The sequence below is a fragment of the Synechocystis sp. PCC 7339 genome, from assembly GCF_019924095.1.
Taxonomy (GTDB): domain Bacteria; phylum Cyanobacteriota; class Cyanobacteriia; order Cyanobacteriales; family Microcystaceae; genus Synechocystis.
On record NZ_CP063659.1, the window covers coordinates 2,182,028 to 2,196,826 of the forward strand.

A 14,799-nucleotide genomic window follows, 5' to 3' on the forward strand; every position below is an offset into this window, starting at 1 on the left:
TTTCAATAACTTTTACAGTCGATCCTATTTTCTAAACAGTTTCTGATTTCAATCTGTCGTTTCAATTGTAATTGACTATTAAAATTAAAGTTATACTTGTCGCCACCAAAAGATCAAATGGTTAATATCAATGAATTTACCGATATCAAAATTGAATTGAGAGTCCTGAATACTGGCAAGCATTTATCTAATGATATCTATATTCATCACTCCGTAATTTTGCACTTACCGTCCATTATACAAAAATATGAAAGCCTTGCTCGACAAATTTTTGATGAAAATTATCAGTCTAAACTAAATCAAAATTTACAATTTACGCTGATTAAGTTTAATCTTAATGAACCAAAAATTTCCTACTTCGATTATATTTTCTGTCCAGATTTTGACACTAATCCCCATCCCCGCTGGCAGATGATGATGCAGATTGGCTTGCAGGATTTACGAGTACGATACAAAGAATATGACTCTGATTATGCACCAGTAGTGCATTGTAAGGAGCGATTAGTGATGAAGGATTATCCTCTGTACAAAAAATTCGCTAAGTTCTCGCAACAGGAAGAAGACTGGGGATTACTGGATAATTGGTCAGATATTTAATTGTGGCCAGGATGGCAAAAAATCTTGCGGGAGATGGAAGTATAATTTAAGGGTCATCGGTTAGTATGGGAGAGTGATCTAAATTTTGTGTAAAGAGGAAAATTAAAGAGAAAAGCGTTCAGGAAAAAGAATAGCAAAATGGAAAGCAGCAGCTCGCCAATCTCGGATAGGGCGTTGCCATTTTTTAGTGAAGTTCCTCATGGCTAAATGTAATAGCGTAAAAACAGAATCTTCGTCGGGAAAAACGGCTTTGGTTTTAATTACTTTACGTAAAGAACGGTTCATGGACTCAATAACATTGGTGGTATAGATTACCCGTCGAATTTCCATGGGATAGTCAAAAATGGGAATGACATGCTCCCAATGACGTAGCCAGATTTGAGTGATAACGGGGTAAAGTTTATCCCATTTCTGGGAAAAAGCATCCAGAGCCGCTTCAAATCTGTCGCCACTGTCTTGGGGTCTTTCCAGGGGACAGAGTTAAGGCAATTACGCATCAAATGGACAATACATAGTTGGACTTGGGTTTGGGGATAAACTTGCCTCAATCGCCTCAGGAAAGCCCCTTAAGCGATCACAACAGGCAATTAGAATATCCTTTAGCCCCCGATTCTTGAGCTCTGTCAGGATTCGTAACCAAAATTTGGCTCCCTCGGCCTCTGCTTCCCCAATCTGTAGTCCTAGTAGCTGTTTGTCTCCTTCCCGGTCAATACTCAACGCTGCATACACTGCCAATTGAGGAATTTGAAAGTAAAACTTTTAACAAAATTGAAGCTCAAATTCAAACTCAATGTGAACAATATAAAAACCAAATAAATTACAATGAATTGCAATCAAAGCAACTTGAACGAATACAGCAAAAAAACTCGATCTTTTAATTGAAAGTCTCGTCTATTAATGATTTAAGGATTTTAAAATTATAGATAATTAAATTAACTATAGGACACTATGCTACACAGTAGTTACGAATGATTTCATCTATGCTTACACCTGGAGAGGCGTATGTTCTTGCTCTTTTCAATGCACTAAAATCATGCTCTATGTCATTAAGATCTGGCGAGTAGGTAGGTAAAAATAAAATTGTATGTCCTGCCTCTTCCACTATTTTTTTAATCCTAGTCTTTCTATGAATAGGCGCATTATCCATAATTAATACCGATGGAATTGTTAATGCAGGTATCAAGTATAATTCAAGCCATCCTTCAAAACCTTCGGCATTTAAACTTCCAGTAAATAGCATCGGTGCTATCAGCTCTTTTTTGTTTTTTCTTCTACCTGCCACAAGGTTTTCTTTTTTTCCTCTCTTTCCTTGCTTTTCTCCATATACTCTTACTCCTCTTTTTGACCATCCGTATACTGAAGAGGCAAACTCCTCAAAACCAGCTTCATCTATGAATACAAGGCTTGCAACCCCATAAATTAGAATTAGCTCTTTCAGGATTTTTTGATATTCTGCTCTTTTTTCCTCATTTCTTTCTTTATATGGTAACTGTTTTTTTTCTGGTAATTCCCATTTTTTTAAATCTATATGACAGTGCGCTAGCAGTTACACCGAATTTCTTTGCTCTCTCTTTCATCGGCATATCCGGATTTTCCATCACATCTTTCTCCAGCTCTTTTATATCTATCTTCCGACGCCGGTTCTTTACCTTCGTTGGTTCCAGATTTTCCCGGCTTAACCATCTATAAATTGTCTCTCTACCTACTTTGAATATTTTTGATGCCTTCGTTACACCATTCCCTTCTTCTAGAAAACTTATTACTCTTAGCCGTAAATCTAGATCTTATGCCATAAGTTACTTATTAGTTTAGTCATTATTCATAATATAGCATTATACATACCGTCCGTCCCACTCTTATTTCAGTTAGCTATAGCCCTCTTTCATCAATCTAGGCAGAAGAAGAATAGAATGTATTCCATGAATTTAGCAAATACTTTAATCGATCTAGCTTATCAATCTTGTTGTAAAGTTTAGTTAACTCATCCAAAACATGGGCAAATGGAAATACTTTTAACCACTTTTTGATAAGATTTATTGCATTAAATACAGAGATCACTAATCGTAGGTTGTTTAGCCATTTTTTCCACCCTTCTTCTTTATCCCATTTTTCATGCTTTTGATGATACTTTGACGTTGAATTTAGAGTCGGATTAAAATTCTCATCATAAAAACAAATCATACAATATGCACACATCACTAATTCCCACCATTTTTGAATTTGCTCATAATGAGTTACCCTAAAATCTGCCCATCCTAATTCACTTTTGCATTGCTTAAATCCATATTCTATCCATGACCTTACCCCATATATTCTGCCAACTTCTTTATATTTAATATCTGGTATTCGAGTCATTACAAACCATCCTGCTTTTTCCTCCTCTTTTTCTGTTTCTGTTTTAATTTCCCAATATCTTATTGCGTTTTTTTTGCCATAAACTATTTCTCTGATATACCTATCTTCCTGTTTTCCATCCCATCTTATATGTTCAAACCTCCTCCACTTATTTGCCCTTACTTTAGCTTCCTTTGGAAGCCAGACCCCATGATTGCTCCGGATTCCCACTGCATATTCTATTTTTAATTCCTCTACGGCACTGATAAAATTGCTATGGCTTTCTCCATATAAGCTATCTGACACTACTCTTTTTATTTTAAAACCACTTTCTTCTAGTTCTTTTATTATCTCTACTGCTAATTCCGGCTTTGTTTTATACTTATCTCCCTCTTTTAATCTTTCTTTTGGTTTAAATACTTTTGATTCTAGAGGAAACGTTACTCCATTGCAGTAACCATAGGCATTTACTGACACTATACCGCTTTCTATTTTTCCTAAATTTCCAATATATTGTCTTTTTACATAATCTGTTGTTTTCCCTTTTTTGGGGTCTCCTGTTTCATCTATTATTACTATTATTTCTCTTCCTTCTAAAACTTCTAAGATAATATTTAATCTTCTTTTTTCTAATTCTTTTAATTCCCAAGGAGAATCTGTCATGAAATGCAGTAATCCCTGTTCATTTTTCAATCCTAGTGATGATGCTATTGCAGGTAAACTCTTTCTTTTTATATCACTTAATATTCCCACAATGATATATTTAAATGACTCATAAGACCTCACTTCTGGAAATATATCTTTATACAGTTCACTATATGTGTCTACACACTGTACTGTCTTTTTCGCCTCTCTTGTCTTTGTCATTCTCCCTCCGCGCTTTTCAGCCTTTTATCTCCATTTTAATTCCCTCAGTCTGACGGAAGAGGGATAGTTAGCCGGTTAGTTAGCAAGCTTCCAGTCCAGTTTATCAATACGTTAAAACTATCATCAAAGGAATTAGTCTGGGTACCAAAACATGCCCTTAATACCTTCCGGGTCCAGCACAAAGCCCAAACGTCGATAAAAATCCACCACCTGGGGATCGGCGAACAAGGTGATATTGCTGATGTCGTAATGGCGTAATTTGCGGATTATGTATTGCATTAGGGCCTTACCCAAACCCTTGCTCTGAAGACTAGGGTGAATCACCACGTCCCATACGGTGGCATTGAAAGCATGGTCAGAAGTGGCCCGGGCAAACCCCACCAATCGCCGTCGATTGCCCCGCACTTCCCACATGGTAACCACCAGAAAACTGCACTCTACAGCCTTTTTAACTTTGCGAATGGGACGTCGGGCCCAGCCCACCGCGTCACACAGTTCCTCCAACTCGTAGAGGTCAATGTCCCGGTCAGTGGTGAAAAATATCCGGCCTTTATCGATGTCATCGGTGGGAAATTCTTCTGCCCCCGTTGAGCCCAGGGATGGCGAACTAGTTGAATCGGGATTGAAAAAGCGTTTCCAAAAAACCATGCCGTTGGGCGTTCAAGAACAAGCTGGGGTGGACAAAGGGAAAAGCAGTGGGGGAATGGTGATAATTACTTTCAAACCTTAAGTATAAGCTTTGATCGCTTCCCCCTGGTGAATCTCTAAAAGCCTAAATCCTCCCTGGCGATCGCCGCTTCGGCCAATACTTCAGCATCGGTCATGTTTGGCCAATCTTGGCAACCAATTTCACTGTAAAACTGTTGGTCATAGGGACGGGTACGCACCACCACCGGCATGGGTACCGCATGGCCCAATACCAAAGCCTGTTGTTTGGAATCTAGCTTGGCCAAGACGGAACGCAAATTTTGCCCCCCCGCCACCCCGGTAAAAATTGCTTCAATGTCCTTTTCGTCGTTGAGTAAACAAGTAATGCGGGTACCAATTTGGGACATGACTTCGTTGTCAATGCCCGATGGCCGTTGATCCACTACCAGCAGAGTGACAAAGTATTTACGCATTTCTCTGGCAATAGTACCAAAAATGGTCTGATGGACAATGGCGGAGTCTAAAAAGCGGTGCGCTTCTTCAATGGTGATCACCAATTGCCTCGGGCGATCGCCAACGTGTTTAGTTTGGAGAAATTTTTCTGCTTTTTTAACGTAAATACCATGGATGCGCCGGGTGATCATATTGGTGGCTAACATATAGGAAAGCAAATTGGATTGGGAGCCAAATTCAATCACCACATGTTTCCCTGCTTCCAAACATTGCAACAGTTGGTCAATATAATTATGGGTACTGACTTGTTTGAGATACTTTAAATTTTCTAGTCGTTTCAATTTTCGTTGCAAAGACATAATGGAACCGGGGTGGCCCTGTTTTTCTTCACAAAAAATCTTAATTTCTTCATTGGTCATCACCAACAAACGGGAAATCCAACCAGAGCCAAATTCAGAAAATAAAATATTGGCATTGTCCAACGCCGCTTCCGACAAACCCAACTCAAAGCCGACTAAACGAATATCTTCAATTTCAATTTGGTCAAAACTTAAATAGAGTTCCTGGGCTCCCCTTACCCCCCGTCGTTTAGTGGATTCCGCATCGAGGGTAAAAATCTCCACTTCCCCCGGAAATAGTTGCCGCAGACCTTTAACAGTGGAAACGGTTTTGCCTTCCCTCATTGCTTCCCAACCATACTCGGAGTGCATGTCAAACATTAAATTGACCGCCGCTTGCTTGTGGATAATGCCAGAAATAAGTAAGCGGGTTAAAAAGGATTTTCCGGTGCCCGATTTACCGAAAACTCCATTACTCCTTTCCACAAAACGGTCTAAATCTAAGCAGACTGGCACCGCCATGTCCAACGGTTCTCCAATGGCAAAATTGCGCCGAAAAGGATCATTTTCCCAACCAAACACTAAACGAAAATCCCTTTCACTGGCTTCAAATACTTGGCTAAAGTGGGCAGGAATAGTTTTTACCGGCAACAATTCCACCTCGGCATTACTGTTAGCTTGGTAGGATGCCAGGCCATTGCCATTACTTTCGCGATCGCCGTGGCCGTTACTTTGTTCAGTTAAACTTTCGCCATAACCCGATTCCGTGGCCGACTCCGTTAACATCAACATGGGTGCCAATTCTAAAGTGCCGTAGGTACCACTGCCGGCCAAGACATCAATTAAAAAATCATCGTTAATGTGGGGGGGATTGGCCAAAATTCGGGGATTAGCAGTGCCCAAGGAAACATCGGTAAGCAAACAAAAAAAGCGCGATCGCCGACCTTGAATAACTAAAAATTTGCCCACCCGCATTTCTTCCACGGAAACATCCGCATGGAGACGCACTTCCAAGCCTTTACTAAGGGAACCTTGGGTAACGGAGCCGAGGGCGTGGTCTGGCATAAATTCTGGGGCGAGTCAAAAATGGGGTGCAATTTTTGCCATCGGTTAATACTCAAACCTTAGCGTTGGTACTATTTTGCCACAATGACAACGGAGCTGGGATAGGAAAAACTGACAAGTTTACCGTGTAACCCCTCATGGTTTCCCCTGATTTTCTTGGGGTTGGGAAGGTTTAATCTTGGTTGGTTGAGCGAGGGGGCTTGGGGAGGTGGAAACGGGGACAGGGTTAAGGGCCCCCCATTGTTGATAGTAGGAAGCCAATTGCTGTTGATGATCAAGCTGAAAGCGTAATTGTTGCCCACTGCGCTCCAGGGTGTGGGCGGTGTAAACCTGGTCTTGGAGATTTTCCGTGGAGGACACCAATTGCCCCAGGCCATCCACCAATTTTCTCAGGTTGTTACGGAAAGCTGGATCGCCTGTTAATTGCTCCACATCACTGGTGATTTTTTGGGCATTTTCAAAGGTGAGTCGGGCCGCATCCAGGGTTTGCTGGAGGGTTAGCATCAAGGTGGGGTCATTGAGGTCGGCGGAAATTTGCCGGATATTATTGCTGGTGACAGCCGCATTTTCCATCAGCAGGGCCAAGTCTTTGGTTACTTTTTGGGCATCGATCACCGCTAGGCCCTGGTTGACAGTGGCGACGGCGGTTTGGATTTCTCGACCGATCGCCTGGAGGTCCCGGTTGGTGGTTTCAATGCTTTTCAGGGTGAGATTGACCTGGGCTCGGTTTTCCCCCACCAGTTGGTTGAGGTTAACCATTAACAGGGAAGCTTCTTCGATGGTGCGGTTGATGTGGTCTTGGTTGGTCAGCACCACTTGATTAACTCGACTGGTTAACAGGGAAGCGTTATCAGCGGCTTTGGCGATCGCCTCGGAAGTACGGCCAAAACCCCGCACCTGTTGATTAGCGGTTTTGCTGAGGGCAGTAATTTCAGCGCTCATGGTGGCAATGCGGGCTGCGGCCAGGTTGGCACTTTTCACAGTGGCGTTAATGTCGGCCACAAACTGCGGCTCACTATAGGCCTGGGCTAAACGAGCCATGCTGTTGGTCAATTGAGTCCCCGCTTGCCCCTTCAACTCGTCGCCATTGCAAAGAATTTTGCCACTTTCGGGACAGTCGGCGCTAAGGGGGTCTAAGGCCAGGGCCGCATCGGACAATTGGCGATCGGGAATCATATCAATGGCGGCTTCCCCCAATAAACCGTAGCGACTGATTTCCACCTGCACATCGGCGGGGATACGCAACTGGGTGGAACTGATTTCTAACTGGGCCAAAATTCCGTTACTGCCAGGTATTAATTTGGCCACCCGACCCACGGGCACTCCCCGGTAACGCACGGCCCCCCCCACCTGGAGCCCACTGGCATCGCCAAATTGTACCAACACTTCATAGCCTGGATTGCCAAAACCGCCCCCCCTTAGCCATAGGACGATGCCACCAATGATAAATAGTCCCAATAGGGCAAACAGACCAACGGATCCTTCTTTGATGGTGCGGGGTCTGAGCATACGCAATGTCTCAATAGGGCCGAAAAATAAAGCGATTCGCCTAGGGGGGGAGGAGTTCCTTGCCGGTAGGAACGTTCAAAAAATTAGGCCAGTCCACCATCGCCTCTTTTTCTAGGAAACGGTCAGGAGCCAACGGGTTCCCCCATCTTACCGCCGTATTGGTTAATCCAAAATGCGAATGGGACCATCTACTTTTGCTTCAAAGAATTGCCGCACCAAGGGATTATCGGTCTGGTCGATGGCACTGACTGGCCCCTGCCATTGAATTTTGCCATCGTAGAGTAACACCACCCGATCCGCTGTCCGGCGAATGGTGCTTTCCTGGTGGCTCACCATAATATAGGTGCCGCACCCCCCCGGAGATCTTTGTAACCTCCGCACCAAATCTTCAATGACGGTGGAGGCGATCGGGTCTAAACCGGCGGTGGGTTCATCGTACAAAATCACCTCTGGGTTGTCCTCCGGTTGATGGGGATTGGACATGATCGCCCGGGCAAAGCTAACTCGTTTACGCATCCCTCCCGACAGTTGGGCCGGATAGTAATCTTCAATGCCCGTTAACCCCACCAGGGCCAGTTTGTGGGCCACCTGCTCCCGGATAACTTCCCTGGATAAGGAAGAATGCTCCAGCAAGAAAAAGCCGACATTTTCCGCCACTGTCAGGGAATCAAATAGGGCTGACTGTTGGAACACTAGGGCAATGCGGATGCGCTCATTGTCGTCCTCCACCAAACCCCGGCGGGGTTCCGCTTTGATTAGCACCTGTCCACTGTCCGGTGGCAATAGTCCGGCGATGATCCGCAAAATGGTTGACTTCCCGGTGCCCGATGGGCCGATCACCACCAATGCTTCCCCCGGGTAGAGGTCTAAATCCACATTGTCCAAAATTTGGCGATCGCCAAAGGATTTACTAATGCCCCGGAGTTCAATAAGGGGTTCCGTCATCTTGGATAATCCCGCCAAAGCCCTAATCCACCCGCTCCAATTGCCAGAGAATTTGGTTCCCTTCCCTTCTCACCCTGGAAACTACCCAGTTGCGCCATGACCAATGATCCCCCCGGCTGGTGACGGCACTGGGGTTGATATCCATCAAATCTGCCAACTCTGAACTTGTGATTAAATACCCCTGCTTGGCAATTTCTTCGGCGGCCCGGAGGGTTTCCACTAAATTACGCACCTGGAGAATGCGTTCTTCCCTCGATAACAGATACTCTTCCACATTATTGACAATATTTTCCATAGCAATGCCTGTAAATAACACTCCAAGAGCAATCTAGAACTATATTCAGGGGAATTTTCCCTTCCACATCTTAACTAGTTTCCTGAAAACAGATGCTCAAATAAAACACTTTTCGCGTTTCTTGGCTGAACTTAGCTGAACTCAACAGTTGGAGACGAGGGAGGCGATCAAAAATAATTTACTTTTGTTCATGGCCAACTCCCCCTAAGGGGTGGCTATAATGGACTGGCCAAAAAGTCCCTACCCTGGGCTTTGTCGTGGAAATATCGTTCATTTCGCCCCCAATTGCTGTGTTGCACCATAATTTCCGCCTCTTTTGCCTAACTTTACTAGCCTGTTTGTATGGTTTTGCCCCCCATACCCTAGCCCAAAATGTCACTGCGGCGAACGATGGCACTGGCACCACCGTTGATACCCAGGGTAATCAATTCAACATTGGTGGGGGTAGTTTGTCAGGAGATGGGCAAAATTTATTCCACAGTTTGCAACAATTTGGTTTAGATCAAAATCAGATTGCCAATTTTTTATCCAACCCTGACATCCGCAATATTCTCACTAGGGTGGTGGGGGGTGATGTTTCGATTATTAATGGTCTCATTCAGGTAAGTGGGGGCAATGCCAATTTATTTTTGATGAATCCGGCGGGGATGATTTTTGGCCCCAATGCCAGCATCAATGTACCTGGGGATTTTGTGGTCACCACTGGTTCGGCGATCGGTTTTGGTAATGATCAGTGGTTCCAGGCGATCGCCGACAATGACTATGGGGCGCTGGTGGGTAGCCCGACCCAATTTGCCTTTGATTTAGCGAACCCAGGTTTGATTATTAATACGGGGGATTTGTCGGTAACGGAGGGTAAAAACCTCACCTTCTTGGCAGGCAATGTGGTTAACACTGGTTCGCTGACAGCCCCTGGGGGCAATATCACCGTCGCCGCAGTGCCGGGGCAAAATCGTATTCGCATTTCCCAGCCCGGTAGTCTGCTGAGTTTGGAAGTGGAAGTTTCTCCCCAAATGAATCAGGGGGGCTCCTTTTCTGTGTTGGATCTGCCCACCCTATTAACCCAGGGAGCAGGCAATCTCGATTTGGGTTTAGCAGTACAAGCTGATGGTACCGTGACCCAAAATGCCACGAACACGATGGTTTCCCCCCTACCCGGTTCCGTCACTCTGTCGGGCGCCATTGATGCTAGCAATACAAGTTCCGTCTTGGCCACCGGTGGCCAAGTGGCGATCGTTGGTGATCAAATAGCACTACAAGGAGCGGCGATCGATGTTTCTGGTAATGGTGGTGGCGGCACGGTGCGAATCGGGGGAGATTTTCAAGGGCAACCTTCCCTCCCTACCGCAGTCCAAACCCTGGTAGACGGAAATTCAGTGATTAAAGCCGATGGTCTGCTAGCAAGAAATGGGGGAACGGTAATTGTCTGGGCCGATGATTCTACTCGTTTTGGCGGCGCCATTTCAGCTCAGGGGGGAACCATGGGAGGAGACGGCGGCTTGGTGGAAACCTCCGGCGCCAAAAGTTTGATTGTGGACGATACTGCCAGGGTTAATACCTTGGCCACCATGGGGGAAACCGGTACTTGGTTGTTGGATCCGGAGGAATTGATTGTTGGTCTTGTCGATAACCCCAACGTCGACCCTAGCCTTATCTCCGCTTCTACCGTTGAAAGTAATCTACTTTCAAGCAATGTTGTCCTTCAGGCAAACAAATCAATCGCTGTAAGTCAGCCAATATTTGCCACGGATTCCCCTAACAATCTCACCTTTGATTCATCCCTAGTCACCCTAGAGGCACCGGTCTTTTTAGGGACAGGTTCAATCATTTTTGCCAACACAGGCCCTATTACCACTGGCAATACATTAGTAAATTCTCCTTTCACCAATTTAGATTTTGATAATAAAATTCAACTCAACGCCAACACAACATTTAATGCTCCGGGATACGACGTTTATTTTCGTAAGTCTGTCAACGGCGGATTTGACTTATTAGCCAATGCCAACTTTGTCTATTTTGACGACGGTGCGGGCACCACTACTCCCTTAAAAAGTTTCGGTGTCACTGCTACGGAAATTTATGTTGGCAATAACATTATTACCCAGGGAAATCAAATTTTCGACGGGGTTTTCTATGGATTACAACCAGTTAATTTGACAAGTAACGCCGGCTCGGTGGTTTTCACCAACAATATTCTACTTAATGGAGGTCTGCAAGTTCAGGCAGCCCAAAATATTGTGAGCCAACCATCTTCTTCCCTTAGTGCAGTGGAAATTGCATCCGATGTACTGCTTGATGCCGAACAGAATGTTTCCTTTGGGAATGTTAATACTAAGGGCGGGAATGTAGATATACAGGCTTTGGGCAATATTTCTACCGGATCAATAGTTACATCTCCACTCAGTGGGTCTGCAGGGTATGTACTTCTTAATGCCGGCGATAATCTCACCACTGGTTACATAGAAACATCGGGATCTAATGGCGGTAAGGTTACCCTGTCTTCCGGTGGAGATACGAATACTTCTTATATCGATGCCCGGGGATTTGGAGATGGCGTCGAAATAGGAGGCTTGGGAGGGGCAGTTTCTATCCAAAGTAAAGGGGATATTGCCACAGCCTTCATCGACACCGGAGCCTATTCAGGCGTATTGTTTAATGGTACAGGGGGAAATGTTTTCCTCACAGCGGATGGTAATATCACAACGAATTACATATTCACCGCTGGCAAAAATGGGGGTGATATTTTCTTTCAAGCCGGTGAAAATGTGGGGATAATCAGTTATTTAGATACCTTTGGAAGTGAAACTAGTGGAGAGGTATATGTTGAGGCTCCGCTGGATATTTCAATTGGTTCCTACATATTCACTGGAGGCGATGGAGAGCCGGGGAATGTATTTCTGCAAGCGGGGGGAGATATTACTACTGGCTACATAGATACCTCGGCGGCCAATGGGGGTGATATTTTTATTCAGTCAGGGGGAGACATTGAAGTTAATTATTTGTTTACCAAAGGAGTTGAAGGTACAGGCGGTGACGTCTATGTTGAAGCTGCTCGTTATTTTCGGGCGATCGATGGCTTCTTTATTGGTTCAGAAGGGCCTTTTAGTATCTACACCGCTGGCGCCACAAATGATGGAGGTGGAGACGTCTATATTCAATTTGGCGGAACTGAACCTTTCATCGTCGGCAACCCCATTACCAATGGAACTCTGGGGGCAATTAGTTCGGGAGAAGATAACACTGTCCCAATTGGCACACCGCCAATTTTTGATACTTTTACCCTGGGCAATATATTCATAACCACTGATTCTGAGCCGGAACCTGAGCCGGAACCTGAGCCAGAACCGGAACCGGAACCTGAACCGGAACCTGAGCCGGAACCTGAGCCAGAACCTGAGCCAGAACCTGAGCCAGAACCTGAGCCAGAACCTGAACCGGAACCTGAACCGGAACCTGAACCGGAACCTGAGCCGGAACCTGAGCCGGAACCGGAACCGGAACCGGAACCTGAGCCGGAACCTGAACCGGAACCTGAACCGGAACCTGAGCCGGAGCCTGAACCGGAACCTGAACCGGAACCTGAACCGGAACCTGAACCGGAACCTGAGCCGGAACCTGAACCGGAACCTGAACCGGAACCCGAGCCCGAACCTGAGCCTGAGCCTGAGCCAGAACCTGAGCCAGAACCTGAGCCTGAGCCTGAGCCCGAGCCGGAACCTGAGCCTGAACCGGAACCCGAGCCTGAGCCCGAGCCTGAGCCAGAGCCGGAACCTGAACCCGAGCCGGAACCTGAACCTGAGCCGGAACCTGAACCTGAGCCGGAACCTGAACCCGAGCCTGAGCCGGAACCTGAGCCGGAACCTGAGCCGGAACCTGAGCCGGAGCCAGAGCCTGAGCCGGAACCTGAACCCGAGCCGGAACCTGAGCCGGAACCTGAACCCGAGCCGGAGCCGGAACCTGAGCCGGAGCCGGAACCCGAGCCGGAACCTGAACCTGAGCCTGAGCCGGAACCTGAACCCGAGCCTGAGCCGGAACCCGAGCCTGAGCCGGAACCTGAGCCGGAACCTGAACCTGAGCCGCTAACTCCTCCCATACCCGTCGAGCCTCCAACTTCTCCAGATGTTGAAGAAATCGATGATGAGAGGCAGATATCGTTTGATATTGAGCGTTCTACTGTTACCAATACCCCCAGTCTGGAAATTCAGAGCCAAGACATAGTTCCGGGTATTAATCTTTTCAGCACCAATGTTGGGGTCAACATCCCTTCCAATCAGGTTGTGTTACAACAGCAACTTAATGAAAATGTAGAGGAAGGAATTTCTGCACAGTTTATTAGTCACCTTAATCTGAACATTAATATTGAACTGGTCAACCCTGTTGATGTTTTACAGGAGTTAAATCTCAACACTGGGGTAAACTCTGCCTTGGTTTATATCTATTTTTATTCTCCGGGAACTGCAGGGGAAAATCTTCCCGAATGGCAATTTTCTTCTAATAGTGGGCCGACCATTCCCTCCTTGGCTTCCTATCCCAAAATTAATGATTGGCAAGTTGCATCCACTGAGCAACTGATTATCCCTTCTAATAATGATCCACAACCGGATGATCAATTAGTAATCGTGTTGGTCACGGCAGATGGCATTGCTCAGCCCATTCCTCTCAATGTCAGCCGCCGAGAAGTAGTCCGTCAGGTGGAAATTTTGAACCGAAACTTAACTGCTCCGGGTCGGGGAGATAATTACCAATCTCAAGCTTCCCAGTTATATGACTGGTTTATCCGGCCAATTAAGCCAATTTTGGAGGATAGAAAAATTGAAAATATCAGCTTTATTCTCGACCGGGGATTACGTTCTTTGCCGATGGCGGTAATGTACGATCGCCAATCGGATAAATATTTAGTTGAGGATTATAGCGTGGGGCTAATGCCCAGTTTGAGTTTGACGAACCGGGATTATGCTTCTCTAAATGGGGCCCAGATATTGGCCATGGGGGCGGAAACTTTTGCCAACCAAAGTCCATTGCCAGCGGCGGCGGTGGAAGTGGATACCATTGCCCAACAGTTGTGGAAAGGCACTCCATTTCTCAATGATCAATTCACAGTGGATAACTTTATCCAGTCCTTGGCAACCAAAGAATATCGCCTAGTACATCTGGCTACCCATGGTGAGTTTTTACCGGGTAATCGCAACAATTCCTTTGTGGTCTTCAGTGATCGGTCTTTGGATTTAGATGAATTCGCCAACGTTGGTTTAGATAAACCCATTGATTTGATGGTGCTATCGGCCTGTCGCACTGCGGTGGGGGATTTCGACGCTGAATTGGGCTTTGCTGGCCTGGCGGTGAAAACCGGAGTCAAAACGGCGATCGGTAGCCTGTGGTACGTCAGTGATGAAGGGACTTTTGCCTTGATGACCAGTTTCTATGATCAACTCCAACCGGCCCCTATTAAGGCCAAGGCTTTACAACAGGCCCAACTAAGTCTGCTCAAGGGAGAAATTCAAGTTGTGGACGACAATTTGATCCTTGGGGATGGCACAAATATTTCCCTGGTGGATCTACCGCTGGATATTCGGCAACGCTTAGCAACCCAGGATTTAAGTCATCCCTATTTTTGGAGTGGCTTCACCCTGGTGGGGAGTCCCTGGTAACAAGCTCAGTTCAGTAAGCCCATTTCCTTTGCTTCACCGTTAACCCATATGCCCATTTGTAATCGCTGAGGCCACTGGGGGTGCCGATCCGTGGCCATAA

At 45.8% G+C, this 14,799-nt stretch carries 8 protein-coding genes and 2 pseudogenes; 2 read left to right on the forward strand and 8 right to left on the reverse strand.

Annotated elements, in window-relative coordinates; all coding sequences use genetic code 11:
* Positions 1-117 precede the first annotated feature (117 nt).
* Positions 118-597: a hypothetical protein gene (locus tag IQE94_RS10410; protein ID WP_223341866.1), complete on the forward strand. Its 480-nt coding sequence runs from the start codon at positions 118-120 to the stop codon at positions 595-597.
* A gap of 102 nt (positions 598-699) precedes the next feature.
* Here IQE94_RS10410 and IQE94_RS10415 read toward each other — a convergent pair.
* The 8 genes and pseudogenes from IQE94_RS10415 to IQE94_RS10450 form a co-directional block, all read right to left on the reverse strand.
* A pseudogene (locus IQE94_RS10415) lies at positions 700-1,344 on the reverse strand (IS256 family transposase); the annotation flags it as partial.
* Between the two features lie 199 nt (positions 1,345-1,543).
* Positions 1,544-2,357, reverse strand: a pseudogene (locus tag IQE94_RS10420) (IS630 family transposase).
* 130 nt (positions 2,358-2,487) lie between these two features.
* The gene (locus IQE94_RS10425; protein WP_223341867.1) at positions 2,488-3,798 is read right to left on the reverse strand and encodes an IS701 family transposase; all 1,311 of its coding nucleotides are present in this window, start codon (positions 3,796-3,798) and stop codon (positions 2,488-2,490) included.
* A 132-nt stretch (positions 3,799-3,930) separates the two neighbouring features.
* Positions 3,931-4,446 carry a GNAT family N-acetyltransferase gene (locus IQE94_RS10430; RefSeq protein WP_212718034.1) on the reverse strand — a complete coding sequence of 172 codons (516 nt, stop codon included), beginning with the start codon at positions 4,444-4,446 and terminating at the stop codon, positions 3,931-3,933.
* A gap of 116 nt (positions 4,447-4,562) precedes the next feature.
* Complete coding sequence (locus tag IQE94_RS10435) at positions 4,563-6,302, reverse strand: ATP-binding protein (RefSeq protein ID WP_212718037.1); 1,740 nt, start codon at positions 6,300-6,302, stop codon at positions 4,563-4,565.
* Between the two features lie 135 nt (positions 6,303-6,437).
* Entirely contained in the window at positions 6,438-7,811 is a 1,374-nt protein-coding gene (locus IQE94_RS10440; protein ID WP_223341868.1) for an MlaD family protein, read from the reverse strand.
* Between the two features lie 162 nt (positions 7,812-7,973).
* The gene (locus tag IQE94_RS10445; RefSeq protein WP_212718041.1) at positions 7,974-8,756 is read right to left on the reverse strand and encodes an ABC transporter ATP-binding protein; all 783 of its coding nucleotides are present in this window, start codon (positions 8,754-8,756) and stop codon (positions 7,974-7,976) included.
* A gap of 22 nt (positions 8,757-8,778) precedes the next feature.
* The gene (locus IQE94_RS10450) at positions 8,779-9,051 is read right to left on the reverse strand and encodes a hypothetical protein (RefSeq protein WP_041425911.1); all 273 of its coding nucleotides are present in this window, start codon (positions 9,049-9,051) and stop codon (positions 8,779-8,781) included.
* Positions 9,052-9,341: 290 nt separating this feature from the next.
* Here IQE94_RS10450 and IQE94_RS10455 point away from each other — a divergent pair, with 290 nt between their 5' ends.
* Positions 9,342-14,699: a CHAT domain-containing protein gene (locus IQE94_RS10455; protein ID WP_223341869.1), complete on the forward strand. Its 5,358-nt coding sequence runs from the start codon at positions 9,342-9,344 to the stop codon at positions 14,697-14,699.
* The last annotated feature ends 100 nt before the right edge of the window (positions 14,700-14,799 follow it).